This window comes from Sagittula marina (assembly GCF_014196795.1).
GTDB classification, from domain to species: Bacteria; Pseudomonadota; Alphaproteobacteria; order Rhodobacterales; family Rhodobacteraceae; genus Sagittula; species Sagittula marina.
The window spans coordinates 259,249-283,257 of record NZ_JACIEJ010000004.1; the positions used below are offsets into that span (position 1 = coordinate 259,249).

Consider the following 24,009-nt stretch of genomic DNA (forward strand, 5'->3'; position numbering starts at 1 on the left):
CACCCTAACCCCATATCATGACCACCGTTCCCTCGAAGCGCCTCTTTGACCGCGCCACACCGCCCAACATCGTCACACTGGTGCTGCTGTCCAGCATGTCGGCGCTGACGCTCAACGTTTTCGTCCCGGCTTTGCAGCTGATGGCCGACTGGTTCGACACGGAATATCACATCATTCAGCTGGCCGTCACATTGACGCTGGCCGTGAACGCGGTGCTTCAGCTGATTATCGGACCGCTGTCGGACAAGTTCGGGCGGCGTCCCGTGATTTTGTGGGGGCTGACGGCCTTCACCGTGGGCACCGTGGGTACGCTCGTCGCAGAGGATGTGACGACCTTCCTGGTCTGCCGCATGATCCAGAGCGCGTCGGTCGTCGGCATGGTCCTCAGCCGCGCCATCGTGCGGGACCTCTATCCGCCGGATGAAGCAGCGTCCCGGATCGGATATGTCACAATGGGCATGGCCTTGGTTCCCATGCTTGCGCCGATCTTCGGCGGCGTGCTGGCCGAAACCTTTGGATGGCAGTCGAACTTCTGGCTCCTTCTTGTGTGCGGCCTGGCCATGGTCTGGCTGTGCTGGGCCGACGTGGGAGAGACCGCGACCAAATCCGGCCTGACGCTCACCCAACAGTTCCAGCAATACCCGGAGCTGTTCCGCGCACCGCGTTTCTGGGGATACGCGCTGGCCTGCGCCCTGTCGTCGGGTGCATTCTTCTCCTACGTTGGCGGCGCGTCTTTCGTCGGCATGCAGGTGTTCGAACTCTCGGCACGCACCTTGGGGTTCTTCTTTGGCGCGCCCGCGGTGGGCTACGCGTTAGGCAACTTCGCCTCGGGCCGCTACTCCGCCCGGATCGGCATCAACAAAATGGTGCTCTGGGGCGGGTTGATCGTGTCTGGCGGTATGGCAGCGTCGCTGATTTGTTTCGCCTTGGGTCTGGACACGCAATGGACCTTCTTCGGCTTCATGACCCTCGTGGGTCTCGGCAACGGGCTGACCATTCCCAACGCCACGGCAGGTGCCCTGTCAGTACGCCCTCACCTCGCAGGTACGGCGTCCGGGCTTGCCGGCGCCATCATGCTCGGCGGCGGCGCGATCCTGTCTCAGGCCGCCGGCACCCTGCTCACCATCGAAACCGGCGCATGGCCCCTGCTCTGGATGATGTTCGGCTCTGGCGTTGCATCGGTCTTCGCCATTCTTCTGGTGATCTGGCGCGAGCGTCGCGTCGGGGGGCTGGACCTGGCGCGCTGAATTTGCAAAACATTTGCCAGAAATTGGCAAAGGTGCAAACATGGCGACGCAGAAACTCTACGCCGGGGCAAAGCTGCGCGACATCCGCGGCCGCCTTGGCCTGACGCAAAAGGACTTTGCCGCAAAGCTCGGCATATCCCTGCCCTATCTGAACCAGATGGAGAACAACAACCGTCCCGTCAGCACCACCGTGGTGCTGGCGCTGGCGCAGGAGTTCGGCTTCGACGTTACCGAGCTTGGACAAGGGGATGCCGAGCGGCTTGTCACCGACATGCGAGAAGCCTTGGCAGACCCGGTCTTTGGCGAAACCACACCGCAACTGGCAGATTTGCGGCTCACGGCCTCCAATGCTCCGGTGCTGGCGCGCGCCTTTCTTGCTCTGCACCGCGCCTATCGCCAGACCCACGAGCGCCTCGCCTCTCTGGACGAGGCACTGGGCCGCGAAGGATCGCAACTCCAGCCGTCCCCATGGGAGGAGGTGCGCGACTTCTTCCACTACTGCGACAACTATATCGACGCCGTGGACCGCGCTGCAGAACGCTTTGCTGGTCAACTGACGGCCCAGGGGGATCTGCGCTCCGGTGCGCTCGCCCGCCTCGAAGCTGATGGCTACACCGTGAATTTCGCCCAAAGCACACCGATGCGGACCTTCGATCCTGTGCGAAGAACCCTGACCCTCTCTTCTCTGCTCCCACTCGAAACGCAGACGTTCCAGCTGCTTGTCCAACTCGCGCTGTTGCGACAAAACCAACTGCTCGATGCCACGCTTGACCTTGCGCGTTTCCAGTCCGAGGAAGCCCGCGCCATCGCAAAACTTGGTCTTGCCAACTATTTTGCCGGGGCGGCCTTGATGCCCTACGGGGCTTTCCTGAGCGCCGCGCAGGACACACGGCACGATCTGGAACTGCTGGCTGCAAAATTCGGTGCCTCCATCGAACAGGTGGCCCACCGTTTGTCCACCCTGCAGCGCCCTGGCGCAAAAGGCGTGCCGTTCTTCTTTGTCCGGGTCGATCAGGCTGGCACCATCACCAAACGGCACTCTGCCACCCGGCTGCAATTTGCGCGTTTCGGTGGTGCCTGCCCGCTTTGGAACGTGCACCGCGCCTTTGAAACCCCGGGACGTTTCTTGCGGCAGCTGGCCGAAACCCCGGACGGCGTGCGCTATATCTCTCTGGCAAGCGATGTGTCGAAATCCGGCGGGCATTTCGGGGCCCCGGTGCGCCGCTATGCGATTTCACTGGGCTGCGAAGTGCGCCACGCCTCCGCCCTCGTCTATGCTGACGGGCTGGACGTGACGCGCGCCTCTGCGTTTGAGCCGATAGGCATTTCCTGTCGCATCTGCGAGCGGACGAATTGCCACCAACGCTCTGTCCCGCCACTGGAAAAGCGGCTGACAACCACGCCGAACATACGCGACGTGCTGCCCTACAGGCTTGAGTGACGCATGTGGGGCCACCGCTGGGCCAAATCCGCCATCAGCCCCCGATCCATATCGTCCAGCGGACCATGAGCCCACGGCCGAAATCGCAACCGAAATGCGGCCAAGACGTCGGCGGCCTCCCCCCGATACCCAAACCGCAGCGCGTCGAGATCAAAATCACCCGGCGCAACACACTGGGGCCAAACGCCAAAGCCTTGCATCGCCAGCCTTTGCCAGTCGAACTTTGGACCGGGATCAATCTTGCGCGCCACAGCACTGTCGGAATGACCCAGCACGCGCTCCGCTGCGATACCCCACCGCGCAACAACGCCACGCAAAAGATGCTCCAACGCCGCCATCTGAGGCTCTGGAAACGGATGGGTCGCCGGATTGGCCAGCTCAATACCGATGCTGTGAGAGTTCAGATCTTCGCACGCGCCCCAGGCTCCGCGCCCTGCGTGCCACGCCCGATCTGCCTCGCGCACCATCTGCCAAACCCGCCCATCCTCTGCGATCAGGTAGTGCGCGGACACCTCGTAGTCAGGATCGCACAGCCGGGCCAAAGCGGCTTCCGCAGTTTGCATCGCCGTGTAGTGCAGCAAAACGCAATCCGGCGCGGAACACCCGCGCCGGTCGCCGAAATTCGGGGAAGGATGCCAGACGGCCTCAGCCACCTCGGAAATCAGCCCTTGGCCGCCCGGAATGGGGCCGGGTTCCAACCGCAGGCATAGCCATCGCCATCCGGGTCCATGCCTTTGCGGTCCTTTTCGGGCCCGCCCTGCGCGAGGAATTCCTCCTGCGCCAGATCCGCCGAGGGGAAGCTGCCACAGGATTGCGCATACTTGGTCTCTGCCCGGAAGGATGACCGCTTGTACAGCGCGGTGCCAACCGGGTTCGTCGATTGCAGTGCAAAGGCCACAATGTTCGGACGGCTGGAGCCGGGGCGCGCCGGCACATCCGTCGGCTGGATCACCTCATACTGGGCGCGGTTCTGAGCAATCATCGCCGCGTCCGCGCTGATGTCACGCTGAGCAGACACCGCGTTGAAATCGTTCTCACCCGAAATCCCGCGCGCGTTTTCAACGATCGCAGGCGCAGGGTTCGAGGGAGACGCATTGACCGGGGCCTCGCCTGAGTTCAGCGCAGCCGCCGCCTGGCGCGCGATGGCGTCGGAATTGTCCTGGACGCCGGATGCACCACCGGTCAGCTGGGTTTCGCGTTCATCGCGATAATCATCATAGTTGCCAAAGCCCACGCCCTGCCCGGAATCCGTGACCCCAGCGGCGCTGTCCGGCACCGACGTCGTACATCCGGCCAAAGCCGCTGCCGCCATCACACCACAAAGAATATACCGCATCGTCCGCCCCACATGTCGATGCGGGGGCCATCGTGCCCCCGCGTTGGTCGCGCCTTACCACCATTTCCCGGGCTTGGAAACAAAGCCAGCGGCCCGTTCCAGCGCATAGGCGGTATTCAGCAAATCACCCTCTTCCCAAGGGCGCCCAATCAGTTGCAGCCCCAGCGGCAGCCCTTGCGCATCCACGCCTGTCGGCACGGCAACGCCCGGAAGCCCGGCAAGGTTCACCGTCACAGTGAACACATCGTTGAGGTACATCTTCACCGGATCGGCGTCTTTCATTTCGCCCAGACCAAAGGCCGCAGAGGGCGTTGTCGGCGTCAGGATCGCATCCACGCCCTGCGCGAACACATCCTCGAAGTCCTTCTTGATCAGCGTCCGGACCTTGCGCGCCTTGTTGTAATAGGCGTCGTAAAAGCCAGCAGACAGCACGTAAGTGCCGACCATCACACGGCGCTTGACCTCTTCGCCGAAGCCCTCGGCACGGGTCTTTTCGTACATCTCGGTGATGCCGTCGCCCTGCCCCAGCTGTGCGCGGTGGCCGTAGCGAACACCGTCATACCGCGCGAGGTTCGACGATGCTTCGGCCGGTGCAATGACGTAGTACGTCGGCAACGCGTATTTGGTGTGCGGCAGAGAGATATCGACGATCTCCGCGCCCGCGTCCTTCAGCATCGCGCGGCCCTCAGCCCAAAGCGCCTCTATCTCGGCGGGCATGCCATCCATGTGATATTCCTTGGGAATACCGATTTTCTTGCCCTTGATATCGCCTGTCAGCGCCGCTTCGAAATCCGGCACGGCGAGGTCGGCAGAGGTGCTGTCCTTCGCATCGTGACCACACATCGCCTGCAGCATGATCGCCGCGTCGCGCACGTCCTTCGTCATCGGGCCCGCCTGATCCAGCGAGGAGGCAAACGCCACCACACCCCAGCGCGAGCAGCGCCCGTAGGTCGGTTTGATACCCGTGATGCCGGTGAAGGCGGCAGGCTGGCGGATAGAGCCACCGGTGTCGGTGCCCGTCGCGCCAAGGCAAAGGTCCGCAGCCACAGCCGCAGCAGACCCGCCAGACGAGCCACCCGGCGTCAGCTGGGCCTCGTCATTGCCACGTCGCCACGGATTGACGGCATTGCCATAAACAGATGTTTCGTTCGACGAACCCATGGCGAATTCGTCCATGTTGAGCTTGCCCAACATGACTGCGCCCGCGTCGAACAACTGGCTGGTGATGGTGCTCTCATACTCGGGCTTGAAGCCCTGAAGGATGCGCGAGGCCGCCTGACTGTCCACACCCTTGGTGCAAAACAGATCCTTGATCCCAAGTGGAATACCACACATCGCAGGCGCATCGCCCGACTTGATACGTGCATCGGCGGCGGCAGCCTGTTCACGCGCGATTTCGGGCGTTTTGTGCACAAACGCGTTCAACGCACCGGCGCCTTCGATAGCGGTCAGGCAGGCCTCGGTCAGCTCGGCAGAGGTCACATCCCCCTTGCGAAGCGCATCACGGGCTTCGGCGATCTTCAGTTTTGTCAGTTCGCTCATTATTCGACCACCTTCGGCACGGCAAAGAAGCCCTCGCGCGCATCAGGCGCGTTTTTCAGGACCTTGTCCTGCATCCCGCCATCGGTCACGCCGTCCTGACGGCGTTTCAGACGCATGGGCGTCACGGAAACCATCGGCTCCACCCCGTCCACATCCACCTCGTTCAACTGTTCGATGAAGCCAAGGATATCGTTAAAGGCGTGGGCCAGATCCGGCAGCTCGTCCTCTTCCACCTTGATCCGCGCGAGCTTGGCGACGCGGGCGGCAGTCTCGATGTCGATCGACATGGGGGCCTCATTTGCGAAAATATCTTGGGCCGCTTTACCCGCCCAAGTCGCGGGTCGCAAGTCCGCCGGACGCGGCGCGCGCGATGATCTTGGGTCGCGCTTGATGGTGCCGCGGGTCGAGCCGCATCCGGGGCGATCTACCTGCGCACCAGAACAGTGCTTTCGGCTCCGCCAGCGGCTGCCTATAGTCACGTGAAAACAGACCTCGGGACGAGCAGAAAAACCATGGCCACGCCCCCGCCCAACACGCAGCCCGTCAACATTCTGATTATCGGTCAGAATGGTCGCCTCGCCTACGAGGCACTGCTTTTTGCGGCCTCTCGCGCGTCTCGCTCGGCCAACGACGGCTTTCGATTGTATGTCGCCGAACCCGCGCCCGGCCCGCTCTGGCCCAATGATCCCACGATCCGCGACCCCGATCTGCGCGCCGCGCTCGAAGGCTTCGGCGCCGAAATCATCCGCTTCGACAGCCAGCATTTCGGCCACGTCTATCCCTATGGCAACAAGATCGAGGCCCTCTTCGCCCTGCCCAAGGGCGAGCCGTTCATCTTCTTCGACACCGATACGCTTGTCCTGGACGACCTTGCCTCCGTCCCGTTCGACTTTGACCGCCCCACCGCGTCGATGAATCGCGAAGGCACATGGCCCAAGCTGGAACTCTACGGTCCCGGCTACACCGAAATCTGGGGATCGCTTTACGAGCGCTTCGGCCTGGACTTTGACAGCAGCCTCGACCGCTCTCAACCCGACGAATACTGGAAGCGCTACCTGTATTTCAACGCGGGCTTTTTCTTTTATCGCTGCCCGCATGAGTTCGGCACGCTGTTCCGCGATTACGCGCTGGAGATCCGCGACAATCCACCCCGCGCCCTGATCTGCCAAAGCTTTGATCCATGGCTCGATCAGATCGCTCTGCCGCTTGTGATCCATGCGCTTGGCGGTGGGCGGGACACGCTTCCGGCAGGTCTGCTGGATGGAACGGTCACCTGCCATTATCGCACGCTGCCGCTGCTCTATGCGCGCGAAGCAGATGATGTGGTGACCCTCCTCGAAGACATCTCCGCCCCCAACGAGGTCAAGAAGCTGCTCAAGCAATATGATCCGTTCAAGCGCATGATTTACCAGAACCGTGGCCAAAAGGTGCGCAGCCTTTTCGACCAAAACGACCTGCCACGGCGTGAACAGGCGATCCGCAACACCATCAAACGCGAAGGGTTCTGGATGCGTTGACGCCCGCCGATGCGTCAACGGTTGCCCCCGCAGAGGCACGGCCTCAGACGGGTCTACTTTGCCCCCATACAATGAACGCGACCAGCAAGGCGGGCCGGGCCAACGGCCTCCGGTCCGTCGTTGACAGACACGTCCCGGAACTGCCCCGCGCTACCGGCGTTGTGATCACATGGACATACTCTCCCTGATCTCCGATATGCTGTACCAAGGTTGGCAGGACATCTTTCGCACGGTGTTCGTCGGCGTGCTCGGCTACGCGGCACTGATCACGATGCTGCGCATTTCCGGAAAGCGCACACTGGCCAAGCTCAACGCCTTTGATCTCGTGGTCACGGTCGCCATCGGCTCTGTCCTTGCGACGATACTGCTGTCCGAGGACGTGGCCCTGGCCGAGGGAATCGCCGCCTTGTTCACCTTGATTGGCCTGCAATGGGCGCTGGCCCGCGCCTCCATGGCGTCAGACACATTGGCACGGGTGGTGCGCTCGGAGCCGCGCTTGCTGATGCACAAAGGCGAGATATTGCACCAAGCCCTGCACGACGAACGTATCCTCAAGAATGAACTGATGACGGTCATCCGCAGCGCCGCCCCTGCTGACCCGGACAAAGTCACTGCAGTGATCCTCGAAACCGACGGCAGCTTCAGCGTGATCGGACACGGAGCAGACGGCGAGCCGGTGAACTTTGCCCGCGCCGGGCTGAACGTTGCCCAAACCGGCCGATAAGACCGCTGCCTTGAGGCGGGGCCCGCTGCGCCGCTTGCCGCTGTCGTGCGGCTGTCATACGGTCCCCCCGAACAACTTTCAGGGAGAGACACCCCCATGACCGATGAACCCAACTACGGCTTTGACACGCTGCAAATTCACGCAGGCGCGCGGCCCGATCCGGCAACAGGCGCACGTCAGACGCCGATCTACCAGACAACGGCATATGTATTCCGCGATGCTGAACACGCGGCGGCGCTTTTCAACCTCCAAGAGGTCGGCTACATCTACTCGCGCCTGACCAACCCCACGGTTGCCGCGCTGCAGGAACGCATGGCCACGCTCGAAGGCGGCGCAGGCGCGGTCTGCTGCTCCTCGGGCCACGCAGCCCAGATCATGGCGCTCTTCCCGCTGATGGGACCGGGCAAGAACATCGTGGCCTCCTCGCGCCTTTATGGCGGGACGATCACCCAGTTCTCCCAGACCATCAAGCGTTTCGGCTGGTCCGCGACCTTCGTGGATTTCGACGACCTCGACGCTGTGAAAGCGGCCATCGACGACGACACCCGTGCGGTCTTCTGCGAGAGCATCGCAAACCCCGGCGGCTACATCACCGACCTCGACGCGATTTCCGCCATCTCTGACGCGGCCGGCATCCCGCTGATCGTCGACAACACCTCGGCCACGCCCTACCTCTGCCGCCCGATCGAGCACGGCGCGACGTTGGTGGTGCATTCGATGACCAAATACCTGACCGGCAACGGCACGGTCACCGGCGGCTGCGTGGTGGATTCGGGCAAATTCGACTGGTCCGCCTCGGACAAGTTCCCCTCGCTCTCCGCCCCGGAACCTGCCTACCACGGGTTGAAGTTCCACGAGACCTTTGGCCCGCTGGCCTTCACCTTCCACGGCATCGCCATCGGTCTGCGCGACCTCGGCATGACGCTGAACCCGCAGGCGGCGCATTACACCCTGATGGGCATCGAAACCCTGTCCTTGCGTATGGAAAAGCACGTCAAAAATGCGCTCGAAGTGGCCGGCTGGCTCGAAGGGCATGACGCTGTCGAGGCGGTGACCTATGCCGGGCTGGAGAGCTCGCCCTATCATCACCGGATCAAGAGCATCTGCCCCAAGGGGGCTGGCGGCCTGTTCACCGTGGCGCTCAAAGGCGGCTACGAGTCCTGCATCAAGTTCGTCGATTCGCTGGAGATCTTCTCTCACGTGGCCAACCTTGGCGACACGCGCAGCCTGGTGATTCACTCCGCCTCCACCACGCACCGCCAGCTGAACGAAGAGCAACAGATCGCCGCGGGGGCCGCTCCGAACGTGGTGCGTATTTCCATCGGGACAGAGGACGCGAAGGATCTGATTGCCGATCTGGATCAGGCTCTGTCCAAAGCGTAAGCACATAATCCATAGGCCGGGGATCACCCCGGCCTATGTTGAAAACCACGCTATTCAGGCGAAGCGCATCCGGTCGGTCAAAACCCTTGGCCCAGAGACACGCATCAAACCCGCTCGAAAACGGTCACGCCGTTACTGAGCGATCTCGAAGACCATTGTCACCTCAGCGCGCACCGTGACCTCTCCGACGGCCACCGGAACGGCCTTAGCCTGCCCGTCTTCCATCATCATGGGTTCTGCCATACGCATACGCGGTCCTTCGACCAACGGCTCCGCGGTGTCGTCGATGGAGAGCACACGCCCAACCTCGACCCCGGCCGCTTCCGCGAACAGGCGTGCCTTCTCCATCGCATCCGTAACGGCCTCGCGGCGCGCCTCTGCCCGCAATGGCGCATCGTCCTGCATCTCGAAGCTGATGCCGCCCAAACGGTTCGCACCCTCGCCCAGGACCTGCCCCAGAACGTCACTCAACAGGTCCATGTCGCGGACCCGCACCTCGACCATGTTGCGCGCCAGATAGCCGATAAAGATCTGTTCGTCGCGTTCCTGGTTCCAGCGCGTCTCCTCGTTCACCGAAAGATCCCGCGTCTGGATGTCCTTCTCTTCGATTCCCAGCTCGGTGAGCCGTGCAATGATACCGTCCAACGCCTGCGAGGTGGCGTCCATCGCCTCCACCGCCGTCTTGCCACGGCCCTCGGCCCCCAAGGATACCGATGCCAGATCCGGCGTCGCCGTCACGCGCGCCTCACCGGAAACCGTCATCCGGGCCACCTGTGGCGCCTGAGCCTGAGCTTCCTGCGCTTGCACCGCAGGCACGCAGACCGGCCCCGCCATCAGAATCGCCGTGAAAATCGCCTTGTGGAGTTGCATGCTCAACCTCTGAGTTTTGCTTAAAAAATCTTTAATAACTTCGTCTTTGCCGAGGGCGCAGGCAATCCCTCGCACCACGTCTTTCTTTTCCTCGGCAAAGAGTTGCCATATACTGTTCGCAAAAGGGATTAACCCTCCCCCGAGCATAGCAGGACTGGTAAGACCCGACACATGGTACCGAATTTTGCGCTCGCCCTGTCATTCGAAGGCATCGCCCTTCTGCGTCGTCTCGGCCCCTCGTGGGCGGTGATCGACGAAGTTGCCATCGACCACCCCGACCTTGATGTCGCGGTGATCGCCATGCGCGACCGCGCAGAGGTGCTCGATCCAAAGGGGGCTGACGTCGCCCTGATCATCCCCAATGAACAGATACGCTACGCGGACCTGCCCGATCCTGGGGGCGATCCGGCCAGCTGGGACACCGCCATCCGGTCGACGCTTGACGGCGCGACCCCCTACGCGCTGGATGATCTGGTCTGGGACGCGACACAGGCTGGCGGACGTTTGCAAATCGCCGCGGTCGCCCGGGATACGCTGACAGAAGCCGAAATTTTTGCCCGCGATCACGGTTTCACGCCGATCTGCCATCTGGCCCACGCAGAGACCGCGCAATTCGAGGGGGCGGTGTTTTTTGGCAAAGCTGACGGTTGGCCCACGTCTGTAGATCGGCCCGCGCGACCGCTGCACATCGTTCCGGCAAGCCCGGAGGCTCTGACCCCTGTTACATCTCCGGACGTCGAAACCGCCCGTCCGCCGGAACAAGCGGCTGAGACAGAGCCGGTCCCTGAGACACCTCAAGACCCGGAAGATCTGCCATCAGAGCAGATCACCGCCCCTCACGATGCAAGTTCCGGCACACAGGCAGAGCACCTGCTGGATGAGGCACCTGCCCCGACCGAACCCGAGCCGAAAGAGCCCGTTGAACCAACCGAAACTGTCACTGCGGACACCTCCGCACCTGAAGATCTGAAGTCAACGCTGGCGCAGTCTGAAGTTGAAACCTCCGACGTCAACGGTCTCCCGGAACACACGGAACTGGAGACTGGTGAGGATAAAGATATCCTTTCGACGCCTCCCGCATTCCCCGCCGCGCCCGCAGAACAGGACGCGCTGCCCGTCTCTTTCGCGTCCAGCCGCGGGCCGCGGTCTGAAACCGATATGTCCCCCGCAGCCAGCATGGCTTTGGGGGCAGGCTTTGCAACGCCGCCCAAGACGACCGAAGCGATTAAGCCGCGCTTCACGCCGTTCTTTCCCGAGAGCAGCGCGCCCAGCCCGAAGACAGCAGAGGCCGCGCCGCGCGCAGAAGGTGCTCCGCTGCCGAAAGCCGACGACGTGTCACCGGCCCCTGCCGCCAGCCCCGCAGAAGATACGTCGAGCACGGAACGCGCCGCATCTGAACCGTCCGCGGCGCCCGAAACGTCAGAGCTGCCGGCCGACACCAAAGCACCGTCAGTGGTTGCGCCAGTGACAAACCCTCTGGGACCAGTCGCGCCCTCCGTTCAAGCAAAATCGCTCACGGCGGACACCCCAGACGCCGCCAGCCCGGCACCAAGCCTCGGGCCAGCCGCGCGTCCGGACACCGCGTCCAGCCCCAGCCTCGGCGCAGTACAAACCGATGTTGCCGCAACCTCCGCCGTCAAAGCTCCGGTGCCGACGCGCAACAAAACCGCCAAGCCCGGAAAGCCCGCCAAACGCCCCAGTCGTCTGGGCCTGCGCCGGGCATCCAAATCCCCTGACGCGTCTGAGCCGCCGGCGCCCATCATGCCGACCACCGGCAGCGCCGCGCCGCAACACGACAGCATGCCTGAACGCCCGCGCTCAGCCGGGCCTACACCCCTCGCGCGTCTCGCCGCGCTACGCAGCCCCGGCATCACCGGCCCTGCGCTGGCCAAGGCACGCCCCACGCCTCCGGCCCCAAGTGCCGAGGCGTTGACACCTCTTGCGCTGAAACTTCAGCCGGAGCGTGAGCAAGCTGAAGCGCCAATGATCGCTCCCGAGCCAAAGCCGACCCCGGCAGACACGGATGATCTTTCAACGGCAGCGCCCGCCAAAGACATTCCCGACGACCTGCCGGAAAACGGTCCGGCCACTTCAGCTCCCAAATCCGCCAAGGCGAAGCCTGCCAAGGACACCCGCTCCGCCGCACAAAAAGAGCGCGAGCAAATGACCGTCTTTGGCGCGCGCAACCGCGCACCAGAGCGCCAGACGCCCCGCGCAACGGGCCTCGTGCTTACCGCAGCTTTGGTGCTCCTCCTGCTTGGGATCGGTGCGTGGTCCTCGGTGTTTATGAACGATGGGGTGTCCTCCCTGTTCGGCGGTGATGATGAACCCGCAGTGGCCACGAGCCCGCAAGAGGCCGCGCCCGACGACATCGTCCTGCTGCCCGAAGAAACCGCTCCAGAGGTTGCCCCGGCAGAGGAAACCGTCGCCACCCTGCAACCTTCTCAACCCGTTGTGGAGCCGGACCTCCCCACCCCATCCAGCGATCTGCTGACCCGTGACGAAGCGGCTGCCACCTACGCGGCCACCGGCATATGGCAGCGCGCCCCTGCGCCGCCAAACACCCCGCCAACCGACGGTGTGGAAAATGTCTACGTTGCATCCATCGACCCTACGATCCCGATTTTCGACGCCATTGCACTGCCCAAAGCACCAAACGTGCTTGGCGCGCCGGTTCCGACCGACCCCGGCCTGCCGCCGCCCGCTGGCATGACATTCGACATCGACGAACGAGGTGTCGTGCGGGCCACGCCCGAGGGCGCTCTGACGCCGGACGGATTGCGGGTCTATACCGGGCCGCCGCCCGTGGTGCCCCCGCTACGCAATGCGGTGGCCACCCCTGCGGCTCTTCCAGGGCCTGCGCCAGATCCCGCGCCCGACGCCGCCCCGGCCCCTGCACCCATAACGAATCCGCTTGGTCAGAAGCGCCCAGAAGCACGCCCCGATGACGTGGTGGAACAGCAGGAGCGCGCCACGCTGGGCGGTATTTCCCTCGATGAACTGGAAGGGTTCAGGCCGGCGGCACGCCCGCTGACCGTGCAGGAACAAGCCGTCGTCGATGAGCCGGAGGCCCGCGCCACGGCACAGGCCGTGCGCGCCTCCTTGCAACCCGTGACGCGGCCACGCAACATGTCCGCAATCGTCGAACGCGCGGAAAAAGAGCGCCCGACCGAAGCCGTGCAGACCGCAGCGGTTGCGCCCCGGACAGTCCAACCCTCCGCACCGTCCAGCGCCTCCGTTGCGTCCTCCGCGACCGTGCGCAACGCGATCCGGCTGAACCGCATCAATCTGATCGGCGTTTATGGCACGCCAGCAAATCGCCGTGCGCTGGTTCGCCTGCCGTCCGGCAAATATCAGAAGGTTCAAGTGGGGGATCGCCTCGACGGTGGACGCGTCGCCGCCATAGGCGAATCAGAACTGCGCTATTCAAAAGGCGGCCGGAACCTCACCCTGCAAATGCCGCGCGGCTAACTGCGCGGGACGGTGGGCGGGGCGCCTTTGCCGCAAGGCAAACAGCGCCGATCACCGGATGTTGCAACTCGAAAATACCGAACCTTCTGCGCTGGAAAAGGTGTAGTCAAGCGCTGAGCGTTAGGCGCAAACGTACCCACTGCGCGCACCCAACAGTAAAAATACGCAAAGCTCGGCTTTACCTACGCGCTTATTGCGCGCATCTTCGGGATTTCCCCGTCCAATCCGGCCCCGAGAGACGCATTCATGCAAGATCCCCGCACACCCCTCGACCCCACAGACATCGCCCTGCTGGACAGATTGCAACGGCGCGGCAATGCCACAGCGCAGGAGTTGGGAGACACCCTGAACCTCTCCGCCAGCCAGGCCGGGCGGCGCAGGCAGCGATTGGAAGACAACGGCACAATCCAAGGCTACCGTGCCCGTCTCGACCCCATTCGCCTCGGACTACATGTTCAAGCCTTTGTTCAGGTGCAAATGGCGCGTCACGGCACGGAGCAAAGTGCTGATTTCAGCCGCCTTCTGCGCACGCGTCAGGAAATTACATCAGCCTGGACCATGACAGGCGAGGCCGACTACCTGCTTCGGGTCTGGTGTCCGGACCTGCCAGCGCTGAACAAATTGATTCACGACGTTCTGCTCGCCCACCCCACGGTGGCGCGCGTGCATTCGCAAATCGTCATGGACCAGCCCAAGGACGATTCGCCCCTACCTGTGGCCTGAGACATATCAAAACGGCACGTCGTCCGCCGCCACGAGAAAGCGCGCCACAACCTTCTTCGTGCCAGCCTTCTCAAAGGTGATTTCCAACTTGTCACCTTCAATCCCTGCGACGGTGCCGTAGCCGAATTTCTGGTGGAACACGCGCTCCCCTATGCTGAAGGCCGACACGGCGGTCATGTCGATGACCTGCGACTTGCTTTCGCGCGGCTGGCTGAGGGGGCGATCATTGGCGCGCGACTGCAATCGCCGCCACCCCGGTGAATTGTAGACATTCGCCTCGGCCGCAGCCGTTTCCAGACCTGAGTTGCCGTAGCCGGCCGAAGCAGAGCCAAATCCGCCGCCGCCGCCGTACAGCCCCGGCGGCGTCAGCACCTCTACATGTTCCTCGGGCAATTCATCCACAAACCGAGACGGCATTTGCGACTGCCACTGTCCAAACACGCGCCGGTTGCCCGCAAAGGAAATGGTGCAGACCTCTTCGGCCCGCGTGATGCCGACATAAGCCAGCCGCCGCTCCTCTTCGAGACCCTTGACCCCGCTCTCGTCCATCGACCGCTGCGAAGGGAACAGCCCGTCTTCCCAGCCGGGCAAAAACACCGCCGGAAACTCCAGACCCTTTGCCCCGTGCAGTGTCATGATCGACACTTTCGCCCCGCCGTCATCGGTTTCATTGTCCATCACAAGGCTGACGTGCTCAAGAAACCCTTGCAGGTTCTCGAAGTTTTCCAAAGCCTTGACCAGTTCCTTGAGGTTCTCCAGACGCCCCGGCGCCTCAGGCGTCTTGTCGTTCTGCCACATCTCGGTGTAGCCGGATTCGTCCAGGATGATCTGCGCCAACTCCACGTGGCTGACCTCTGGCGTCGATGGCATCGGCTGCGCCATGTCCTCCAAAACGTCATCATCGCTTTCAACTGTCACAGTTGCCCGCGTCATGCGCCCCCAGCGCGCCAGATCCGTGACCAATTGGCCCAGCGCCTTTGCGCCCTTGCCCTTGATCGCCCCTTGTTCGATGGCCAAAGCCGCACCGTCCACCAGTGCAACACCGTTTTCACGGGCGATGCGTTGAATGGTCTGCTGTGCCTTATCGCCAAGCCCGCGCTTCGGCGTGTTCACAATCCGCTCGAACGCCAGATCGTCCGCAGGCGACACGACCACGCGGAAATAGGCCATGGCATCGCGGATCTCCATCCGTTCATAGAATCGCGGTCCGCCGATGACCCGATACGGCAGGCCGATGGTCAGGAACCGATCCTCAAACGCACGCATCTGATGCGAGGCGCGCACCAGAATCGCCATGTCGTCCAAACTGAAGGCCCGCATCCCGCGCGTGCCATTTTGCATCGATTCGATCTCTTCTCCGACCCAACGCGCCTCTTCCTCGCCGTCCCAATGGCCAATCAGACGGACCCGCTCCCCCTCCTGAGCGTCGGTCCACAACTCCTTGCCCAAACGGTTGGAGTTGCCACGAATGACGCCAGAGGCTGCTGCCAGAATATGCGGGGTCGAGCGGTAGTTCTGTTCCAGCCGCACCACGTGGGCGCCGGGAAAGTCCTTTTCAAACCGCAGGATATTGCCCACCTCGGCCCCACGCCAGCCGTAGATGGACTGGTCGTCGTCGCCCACGCAGCAAATGTTCTTGTGTGCGCTCGCCAGCAGGCGCAGCCACAGATACTGCGCGACGTTCGTATCCTGATACTCGTCGACAAGGATGTAGCGGAACCAACGCTGGTATTGCTCCAGAACGTCGCCGTGTTGCTGGAAAATCGTGACCACATGCAGCAGCAAATCGCCGAAATCGCAGGCGTTCAGCTCTTTCAGCCGCGCTTGGTACTCCGCATAAAGCCTTGGACCCATGTGGTTGTATGCATCGGCATCGCCTGACGGCACCTTGTCTGGCGTCAGCGCCCGGTTTTTCCAGTCGTCGATGATATTGGCCAGCATCCGCGCGGGCCAGCGCTTGTCATCAATACCATGCGCCTGAATAAGCTGCTTGAGCAGGCGCAGCTGATCGTCGGTGTCCAGAATGGTGAAATTCGATTTCAGCCCGACCAGTTCCGCATGGCGGCGCAACAGCTTCACGCAGATCGAGTGAAACGTGCCCATCCAGGGCATGCCCTCCACCACCTGCCCCAACATATTGCCGACGCGGAACTTCATTTCCTTCGCGGCCTTGTTGGTGAAGGTCACCGACAGGATCTCGTTCGGACGCGCGCGCCCTGTGTTCAGCAGATGGACCACACGCGCTGTCAGCGCCTTGGTCTTGCCAGTTCCGGCCCCCGCCAGCATCAGGACTGGCCCGTCGAGGTGTTCCACGGCCTCCCGCTGCGCCGGGTTCAGCTGATCCAGATAGGGCGCGTGCGTTGACCGCGCGGCCATGGCGCGCGCGGACAGCGAAGACTGCTCAAAGGCGTCGAATTCGTCGAAACTGCTCATGGACGCAATTTAGCGTCTCGGGACGGAAAGGGAAAGGACCGTTCTCCATTCGTTCCAAAGCTTCCTGTATCGCAGGAACGGGCGTGGCAGAAACCTGTCCGCCCGTTCGTTTGTGCTGCGCTTTGCCTGCAAGATCAGGCCGACATCAGCGCGCCTGTGGTGACCCCGACCAGTCGACGGCGGGAGCTTTGAAAGATCGGGTGGCTGTCCGCAGGTTTCGCCGCCTGACGCAGCGGCACCGGATCGTTGGATGATGCCGCCGTCCCTGCCGAATGCGCTGCCGGTATAGCAGGGTTCTTTTCGGGCGCAGGCGGCGTGGTGGCGCGTCCCGCCACGGCGGAATGAGGCACGTCATGCGCCCGGCTCAGCGGCGCGACCGAGGGCGCTTGCCCCCTGCCCGGTGCACCACGCTCGGGCGCGGCGGTGCCTTCCACCCGAGATGGCGCAATCCGCTCCGCCTTCAGCGGCTTTTTCGGCATGGGGTGATGCTCCATTGGGGGCGCTTCAGGCTTGCGTGGCGTCTGCGCGGCGCGGGTTGCCGCCGCGTAGTCCAGCGCCCGCTGTCGCGCAATCGCCCGTGCCTGCACCAGGCGCTCCTCATGTGCCGCCTGAATGCGGGCCTGTTCCGCCTCACGGCTTTCGGGCGTTGGCGTCGCCCGGGCAAGCTGCTCCGCCCGCGCCTGACGCTGCTCAAGAACCTGACGGGCTGCCTCCATCCGCTGCTCTTCCGGCGTCGGGCCGGTGGGCTGGGCCTGCGGTTTGGCATGGATCACCGCCGGTTGCGCTTTCTGCTCGGGGTGCTCTGCCAACGCCGCGCGCTCCGCTTCCGCGGCGCGCTGTGCGGCCAGCGCAGGATGCACCTTCAGCGCCGGATAACCGTCGCCCACCGTGCGCGCCGCCTTTGGCGCAGGTTGAGCGGCCTGTGGCTTCGGCATCGGCTTTTGCGCGTGTTGATGCGCCTTTGCCCGCAAGGCCTCGCCATCAGCCGCAGCCCCCTTAGCCGCCTGCGGCGCTGGCCCGGCGGCCTTTGCCCCGCCGCGCCCACCAAGCGCCGCACGTGCCATGCGCGCCACCTTTCCAGGGTCACTGTCGTGCTCCATGACGCCGTGCAGCGACTTGATCCGATCGGCACAGGCATCCGCCATCGCGTCAGGATCCCCTGCCAGCATCAGGGTCACCACCTTTAGGTTGCGTCGCTCCGCCATGGCCGCGATGTCGCCAGCATAGCCCCCGGCGGCGGTTTCATCCATGAGCAGCACATCCACCATCGCGCGCCTCAGACAACACTCCGCCACGGCAAGATTGCCCGACCCGGTCACGTGAATGCCAGCCTCCAGAAACGCGATCTGAAGACGGTCGAGGCGGTCAGGGCGGCTGTCCAGTAGCAAGGCGTGCATAGCGCTCTCCGTTCTATAAAGCTGCCCTGAGATTTGCGCGAAGTCGCTTAAAATATGTTGAACAATTGAAGCGAATGCTCAGATACCTCTGGCACAAAAGGAACAATTGTCGGCAAATAGCCTATGGATCCGCACAGCCGATATTTGACCATCGCCGACCTGCGCGCCCGTGCCCGCCGCCGCACACCACATTTTGCATGGGCCTACCTGGACACCGCCACAGGCACAGAGGCGACGCTGCGCCGCAACCGCGCGGCCCTGGATGCGGTGGGGTTCGTGCCCTCCATACTGCATGGGGAAATTGTCCCCGACCTGTCGACCACGCTCCTCGGCCAGCACCACGCCTTGCCTTTTGGCGTGGCCCCTGTGGGTCAATCCGGGCTGCTCTGGCCTCGCGCGGAACAGACACTGGCCCACAGCGCCACCGATCTCGGCGTGCCTTACGCGTTATCCACTGTCGCCAACGCCACACCAGAACAGGTCGGGCCGCACACCGCTGGTCAGGGCTGGTTTCAGCTTTACCCGCCCCGCGATGTGGGCATCCGCCGCGACATGTTGGACCGGGCCCGGTCGAGTGGCTTTCGCGTGCTTGTTCTGACGCTTGATGTGCCGGTCGCCTCGCGGCGTGAACGCCAGGTCAAGGGCGGTTTGGTGCAGCCGCCGCGCCTGACGCCGCGCATCCTCGCGCAGTGTCTGCGGACCCCGGCCTGGTCACTTGCCCGGCTGCGCGCGATGCGCACGGATGGCATGCCGCGGATGAAAACACTGGACCGCTACAGCACCGACGCCGAGACCCGCGATCCCACCGCCCACGTCGGCTATCTGCTGCGCACCGCGCCGGACTGGGACTATCTTGACTGGATACGGGCGCACTGGGAGGGGCCGCTGGTGGTCAAAGGCGTTCTGCGGCCCGAGGATGCGCTGCGCCTTGAACAGCATGGCGTCGATGCGATCTGGGTGTCGAACCACGCCGGACGCCAGTTCGATGCCGCCCCCGCCAGCATCGAAGCCTTGCCCGCCATCCGCGCGGCCACGCAGCTGCCTTTGATCTTCGACAGCGGGATCGAGTCCGGTCTCGACATCCTGAGGGCCGTCGCGCTCGGCGCTGATTTCTGCATGATGGGCCGGGCATGGCACTATGCGCTGTGCGCCCTGGGGGAAGCAGGCCCCGCCCACTTGGCAGAGATCCTGCGCCGTGACATCATCGCAAACCTTGGCCAGCTTGGCGTCGCCCGCGCCACCGACCTGCGCGGACGCGCGATCCCGTTGCAGCGCCCAGCGCCAAGCGCCACCCCGTCCCCAAACCTCCCGGCCTAAGGCATGGCGCTGTTGCAAAGCGCCTGAAAATTCAGCACCCAAAGCCCCGGCGCCCAATTCCGGCACCGCTTACACGGCATACACCACCCCAAACATTCTCTCCGCTGGATCTGTGCACGCCATGCTGAAAGACTGGTGCGAAATCTCGGCCAACGGGTGATTTGTGGTCAAACTGCATCCAACCACGCGGCTGTTTCGGAGGCGGACAGGGGCGGTGCCGCACAGCCCTTCCGCCACCGATCATTTTAGTTTCGGCAACCTGTCGAAACCGCCTCGCTTTTAAGCAGTTTGCAAACCACCCCAATTTTTACAATTAATTTGCAAACCCCCTTGCGCCGCAACGCAGCGTAGGCTCACAGTAATAATGTTGCGCAACCAAGCAATAATAATGCGTCGGAGGACCAGCGCTCATGGCTGAATTCGAAAAAATTCTCGTGGCCAATCGTGGTGAAATCGCGATCCGTATCATGCGGGCAGCAAACGAGATGGGGAAGAAGACCGTTGCGGTCTATGCCGAGGAGGACAAGCTGGGCCTTCATCGGTTCAAGGCTGACGAAGCCTACCGGATTGGCGAGGGGCTCGGCCCGGTACAAGCCTACCTGTCGATCGAAGAGATCATTCGCGTGGCCAAGGCCTGCGGTGCTGACGCCATCCATCCGGGCTACGGCCTGCTGTCGGAAAACCCCGACTTCGTGGATGCCTGCGTGGACAATGGCATCACCTTTATCGGGCCACGCGCCGAAACCATGCGCGCGCTCGGTGACAAGGCCAGCGCGCGTCGTGTGGCGATCGAGGCCGGCGTTCCGGTCATCCCTGCCACCGACGTGCTGGGCGAGGATTTCGATGCCATCACCAAGGAAGCCGACGAGGTTGGCTACCCCCTGATGCTGAAGGCCTCCTGGGGCGGCGGCGGTCGCGGCATGCGCCCGATCGAGAACGCCAAGGAGCTGAAGGAAAAGGTGCTCGAAGGCCGCCGCGAAGCGCAGGCTGCCTTTGGCAACGACGAAGGTTATCTCGAAAAGATGATCATCCGCGCCCGCCACGTCGAGGTGCAGATCCTGGGCGACAAGCAGGGCCATATCTATCACCTCTACGAGCGCGATTGTTCCGTCCAGCGTCGCAACCAGAAGGTCGTGGAACGCGCCCCCGCGCCCTACCTGTCCGAGGCCCAGCGCGAGGAAATCTGTGAACTGGGGCGCAAGATCTGCGCCCATGTGAACTACGAATGCGCCGGCACCGTCGAATTCCTGATGGATATGGACACGGGCAAATTCTACTTCATCGAGGTGAACCCCCGCGTTCAGGTGGAACACACCGTTACCGAAGAAGTCACCGGCATCGACATCGTGCAGGCGCAGATCCTGATCGCCGAGGGCAAATCGCTCTCCGAGGCGACCGGCAAAGCCTCGCAGTATGACATCCGCCTGACCGGCCATGCGCTGCAAACCCGGATCACCACCGAGGACCCGACCAACAACTTCATTCCAGATTACGGCCGCATCACCGCCTATCGCTCTGCCACCGGCATGGGCATCCGTCTCGACGGCGGCACGGCCTACGCGGGCGGCGTCATCACGCGCTACTACGATTCCCTGCTGGTGAAGGTCACGGCCAAGGCCCCCACCCCGGAACAGGCCATCCGCCGCATGGACCGCGCCCTGCGCGAGTTCCGCATCCGGGGCGTGACCACCAACATCGACTTCGTCATCAACCTGTTGAAGCACCCCGTCTTCCTGAACAATCAGTACACGACCAAGTTCATCGACACGACGCCCGCCCTGTTTGACTTCAAACAGCGCCGCAACCGCGGCACCAAGGTGCTGACCTACATCGCGGACATCACCGTCAATGGCCATCCGGAGGTCCAGGGCCGCGCCAGACCGCACCCCGATCTCAAACCGGCCAAAGCCCCGGCGAACCGTGCCGATGCCCCCGCCTTTGGCACCCGCAACCTGCTCGAAGCCAAAGGCCCCAAAGCCGTCGCCGACTGGATGCTGGAGCAAAAGCAACTGCTGATCACCGACACCACCATGCGGGACGGCCACCAGTCGCTGCTGGCCACGCGGATGCGGTCGATCGACATGATCGGCGCGGCCCCGGCCTATGCGCATAACCTGCCGCAGCTCTTCTCCATGGAATGCTGGGGCGGCGCGACGTTCGACGTGGCCTATCGCTTCTTGCAGGAATGCCCGTGGCAGCGCCTGCGCGACCTGCGCGAACGGATGCCCAACCTGATGACACAGATGCTGCTGCGCGGCGCCAACGGCGTGGGTTACACCAACTACCCCGACAACGTGGTGCAGGCCTTCGTCAAGCAGGCGGCAGAGACCGGCGTCGATGTCTTCCGCGTCTTCGACAGCCTCAACTGGGTCGAAAACATGCGCGTCGCGATGGACGCCGTGCTGGAGAACAACAAGGTTCTCGAAGGCACCGTCTGCTACACCGGCGACATGCTTGACCCGGATCGGTCCAAGTATGACCTGAAATACTATGTCAGCATGGCAAAGGACCTGCGCGACGCAGGCGCCCACGTCATCGGCCTCAAGGACATGGCTGGCCTGCTCAAGGCAAACGCCGCTTTTGCGCTGGTCAAGGCGCTCAAGGAAGAGGTGGGCCTGCCCGTCCACTTCCACACGCACGACACCTCTGGTGCGGCCATCGCCACCATCATGGAAGCCTCCCGTGCGGGCGTCGACTGTGTGGACGCGGCGATGGATGCGCTCTCGGGCAACACCTCGCAGCCGACCCTCGGGTCGGTGGTGGAGGCGTTGCGCTTCACCGAGCGGGACACCGGCCTCGACATGGATGCGATCCGCGAAATGTCCAACTACTGGGAAGCGGTGCGCGGCCAATACGCCGCCTTCGAATCCGGCATGCAGGCCCCCGCCTCCGAGGTCTACCTGCACGAGATGCCCGGCGGCCAGTTCACCAACCTCAAGGCACAGGCGCGCAGCCTCGGGCTGGAGGAACGCTGGCACGAAGTGGCCCAGACCTATGCCGACGTGAACCAGATGTTCGGCGACATCGTAAAGGTCACGCCATCGTCCAAAGTTGTCGGTGACATGGCGTTGATGATGGTGTCGCAGGGCCTCACCCGTGCGCAGGTCGAGGACCCCAAGACCGATCTCAGCTTCCCCGACTCGGTCATCGACATGATGAAGGGCAACCTCGGCCAACCTCCCGGCGGCTGGCCGAAGAAGATCCAGAAGAAGATCCTCAAGGACGAAAAGGCGTTCACCGAGCGTCCCGGCCTCAAGGCCGCGCCCGTCGACATCGAGGAAAAGCGCAAGGAGCTGCAAGCCGCCTTTGACGGCGTCGAGTTCGACAACGAGGATCTGAACGGCTACCTGATGTATCCCAAGGTCTTCACCGACTACGCCGCCCGCCACGAGGCTTACGGCCCTGTGCGTGTGCTGCCGACGCGGACCTTCTTCTACGGTATGGAGCCCGGCGAAGAGATCACCGCCGAAATCGACCCCGGCAAGAAGATGGAGATCCGCCTCCAAGCCGTGGGCGAGACGCAGGACGACGGCGAAGTGCGCGTCTTCTTCGAACTCAACGGCCAGCCCCGTACCATCCGCGTGCCGGACCGCAAGGCCAAGGCGTCCAGCGCCGCACGCCCCAAGGCCGAAGTCGGCAACCCCAACCACATCGGCGCGCCGATGCCGGGCGTTGTGTCCTCTGTCGCCGTCAAAGTGGGTGACAAGGTCAAGGAAGGCGATCTGCTGCTCACCATCGAAGCCATGAAGATGGAAACCGGGATGCACGCCGAACGCGACGGTGTGGTCGCCGCGGTACATGTCTCCGCCGGGGGCCAGATCGACGCCAAGGATCTTCTCGTCGTTCTGGAATAATCCGCCCGGACCGCCTTAGTCGGAGGCCCGCCCTGCTCGGCGGGCCTCCTCGTATCTCCGGACAACCATGCGCTAAGCCCCGCCGATCCTTGCATCCGTCGGGCTGATGGCTTCCCTGTCGACACGGCAGCGTGCTAGTCGGGAAACACCACCCCCAACCATTCACGGGAGAACGCGACCCTTGACCATCTCGTGTCGCCTGACCGCCCTGCTCACCTGCCTCGCCACCGCCACCCTGGCACAGGAAAGCACCATCCCCTTCGCGCAGAGCGACCCGGACATGAATGCCGCCATCACCGAGGCGCGCTCGCATCTCGATGCGGTACTCTCCCGCCTCATCGGCGCGGACGGACAGGTTCACCCGGCTCTCAACCTCAAGGCCAGTCTGCCGGTCACCCATTTCGAGGTGGAGAACGAAATTATCTGGATCGACAGTCTCGCAGTGACCGAGGATGGCGGCTTTACCGGGCATCTTGCCAATGTCCCCTCTTATATGCCGGGCCACAATCTTGGCGACACGATCACATTCGACACCTCACAAATCGTGGATTGGTCCGTGCTGGCCGACGATGGACGCATGTTCGGCCACTATACGACGCGCGTCATGATGGGCCAGATGACCGCCGCCGAGGCACAGCAGATCGGCGACCTGATTTCTGCCGATCCCATGCCCGACGCGTGGCGCTAGTCCCGCGCGTAGGCAAAGACTGGACGCCGCACCGCCCCTGCCCCTAGGCTGATCTTGCTCAATCAG

At 63.3% G+C, this 24,009-nt stretch carries 17 protein-coding genes; 10 read left to right on the plus strand and 7 right to left on the minus strand.

The features are described from left to right. The first annotated feature begins 17 nt into the window (after window positions 1-17). Together GGQ68_RS09710 and GGQ68_RS09715 are read left to right on the plus strand one after the other, a co-directional pair. Entirely contained in the window at window positions 18-1,247 is a 1,230-nt protein-coding gene (locus GGQ68_RS09710; RefSeq protein WP_183965439.1) for a multidrug effflux MFS transporter, read from the plus strand. A gap of 40 nt (window positions 1,248-1,287) precedes the next feature. Further along, window positions 1,288-2,688 carry a helix-turn-helix domain-containing protein gene (locus GGQ68_RS09715; protein WP_183965441.1) on the plus strand — a complete coding sequence of 467 codons (1,401 nt, stop codon included), beginning with the start codon at window positions 1,288-1,290 and terminating at the stop codon, window positions 2,686-2,688. On the opposite strand, the gene GGQ68_RS09720 is transcribed toward GGQ68_RS09715, so the two are convergent. The 4 genes from GGQ68_RS09720 to gatC are packed head-to-tail and all read right to left on the minus strand — an operon-like array spanning window position 2,673 to window position 5,853. Then, a complete protein-coding gene (locus GGQ68_RS09720; RefSeq protein WP_246429320.1) occupies window positions 2,673-3,386 on the minus strand; it encodes an N-acetylmuramoyl-L-alanine amidase in 714 nt (237 codons plus the stop codon). The two genes, GGQ68_RS09715 and GGQ68_RS09720, sit on opposite strands and share 16 nt — an antisense overlap. After that, a complete protein-coding gene (locus GGQ68_RS09725) occupies window positions 3,350-4,024 on the minus strand; it encodes a hypothetical protein (RefSeq protein WP_183965443.1) in 675 nt (224 codons plus the stop codon). Before GGQ68_RS09725 ends, GGQ68_RS09720 begins: the two co-directional genes overlap by 37 nt. A 54-nt stretch (window positions 4,025-4,078) precedes the next feature. Continuing rightward, entirely contained in the window at window positions 4,079-5,566 is a 1,488-nt protein-coding gene (gene gatA / locus GGQ68_RS09730; RefSeq protein ID WP_183965444.1) for an Asp-tRNA(Asn)/Glu-tRNA(Gln) amidotransferase subunit GatA, read from the minus strand. Then, window positions 5,566-5,853: an Asp-tRNA(Asn)/Glu-tRNA(Gln) amidotransferase subunit GatC gene (gene gatC, locus GGQ68_RS09735; protein ID WP_183965445.1), complete on the minus strand. Its 288-nt coding sequence runs from the start codon at window positions 5,851-5,853 to the stop codon at window positions 5,566-5,568. Before gatC ends, gatA begins: the two co-directional genes overlap by 1 nt. A gap of 225 nt (window positions 5,854-6,078) precedes the next feature. Here gatC and GGQ68_RS09740 point away from each other — a divergent pair, with 225 nt between their 5' ends. The 3 genes from GGQ68_RS09740 (at window position 6,079) to GGQ68_RS09750 (ending at window position 9,190) form a co-directional block, all read left to right on the plus strand. Then, entirely contained in the window at window positions 6,079-7,083 is a 1,005-nt protein-coding gene (locus tag GGQ68_RS09740; RefSeq protein ID WP_183965446.1) for a hypothetical protein, read from the plus strand. Window positions 7,084-7,252: 169 nt separating this feature from the next. After that, window positions 7,253-7,807, plus strand: coding sequence for a DUF421 domain-containing protein (locus GGQ68_RS09745; RefSeq protein ID WP_246429321.1), 555 nt, complete (start codon window positions 7,253-7,255; stop codon window positions 7,805-7,807). A 96-nt stretch (window positions 7,808-7,903) separates the two neighbouring features. Further along, window positions 7,904-9,190: an O-acetylhomoserine aminocarboxypropyltransferase/cysteine synthase family protein gene (locus GGQ68_RS09750; protein WP_183965447.1), complete on the plus strand. Its 1,287-nt coding sequence runs from the start codon at window positions 7,904-7,906 to the stop codon at window positions 9,188-9,190. A 132-nt stretch (window positions 9,191-9,322) separates the two neighbouring features. On the opposite strand, the gene GGQ68_RS09755 is transcribed toward GGQ68_RS09750, so the two are convergent. After that, a complete protein-coding gene (locus GGQ68_RS09755) occupies window positions 9,323-10,060 on the minus strand; it encodes an SIMPL domain-containing protein (RefSeq protein ID WP_183965448.1) in 738 nt (245 codons plus the stop codon). 171 nt (window positions 10,061-10,231) lie between these two features. On the opposite strand from GGQ68_RS09755, the gene GGQ68_RS09760 reads away from it, so the two are divergent. Together GGQ68_RS09760 and GGQ68_RS09765 are read left to right on the plus strand one after the other, a co-directional pair. Next, the gene (locus tag GGQ68_RS09760; protein WP_183965449.1) at window positions 10,232-13,531 is read left to right on the plus strand and encodes a hypothetical protein; all 3,300 of its coding nucleotides are present in this window, start codon (window positions 10,232-10,234) and stop codon (window positions 13,529-13,531) included. Between the two features lie 246 nt (window positions 13,532-13,777). Then, window positions 13,778-14,254: an Lrp/AsnC family transcriptional regulator gene (locus GGQ68_RS09765; RefSeq protein ID WP_183965450.1), complete on the plus strand. Its 477-nt coding sequence runs from the start codon at window positions 13,778-13,780 to the stop codon at window positions 14,252-14,254. A gap of 6 nt (window positions 14,255-14,260) precedes the next feature. On the opposite strand, the gene GGQ68_RS09770 is transcribed toward GGQ68_RS09765, so the two are convergent. Further along, window positions 14,261-16,687, minus strand: coding sequence for an ATP-dependent helicase (locus GGQ68_RS09770; RefSeq protein WP_183965452.1), 2,427 nt, complete (start codon window positions 16,685-16,687; stop codon window positions 14,261-14,263). A 134-nt stretch (window positions 16,688-16,821) separates the two neighbouring features. Next, entirely contained in the window at window positions 16,822-18,084 is a 1,263-nt protein-coding gene (locus tag GGQ68_RS09775) for a hypothetical protein (RefSeq protein ID WP_183965454.1), read from the minus strand. 123 nt (window positions 18,085-18,207) lie between these two features. Between GGQ68_RS09775 and GGQ68_RS09780 the strand changes: the two genes are divergently transcribed. The 3 genes from GGQ68_RS09780 to GGQ68_RS09790 all read left to right on the plus strand — a co-directional run bounded on the left by GGQ68_RS09780 (window position 18,208) and on the right by GGQ68_RS09790 (window position 23,943). Next, on the plus strand, window positions 18,208-19,401 hold the full coding sequence (locus tag GGQ68_RS09780) for an alpha-hydroxy acid oxidase (protein WP_183965456.1): 1,194 nt from the start codon (window positions 18,208-18,210) through the stop codon (window positions 19,399-19,401). A gap of 410 nt (window positions 19,402-19,811) precedes the next feature. Continuing rightward, a complete protein-coding gene (locus GGQ68_RS09785) occupies window positions 19,812-23,255 on the plus strand; it encodes a pyruvate carboxylase (protein WP_183965458.1) in 3,444 nt (1,147 codons plus the stop codon). Window positions 23,256-23,436: 181 nt separating this feature from the next. After that, window positions 23,437-23,943 (plus strand): DUF2314 domain-containing protein, encoded by a 507-nt coding sequence (locus GGQ68_RS09790; RefSeq protein WP_183965460.1) that lies wholly within the window; start codon window positions 23,437-23,439, stop codon window positions 23,941-23,943. Window positions 23,944-24,009 lie beyond the last annotated feature (66 nt).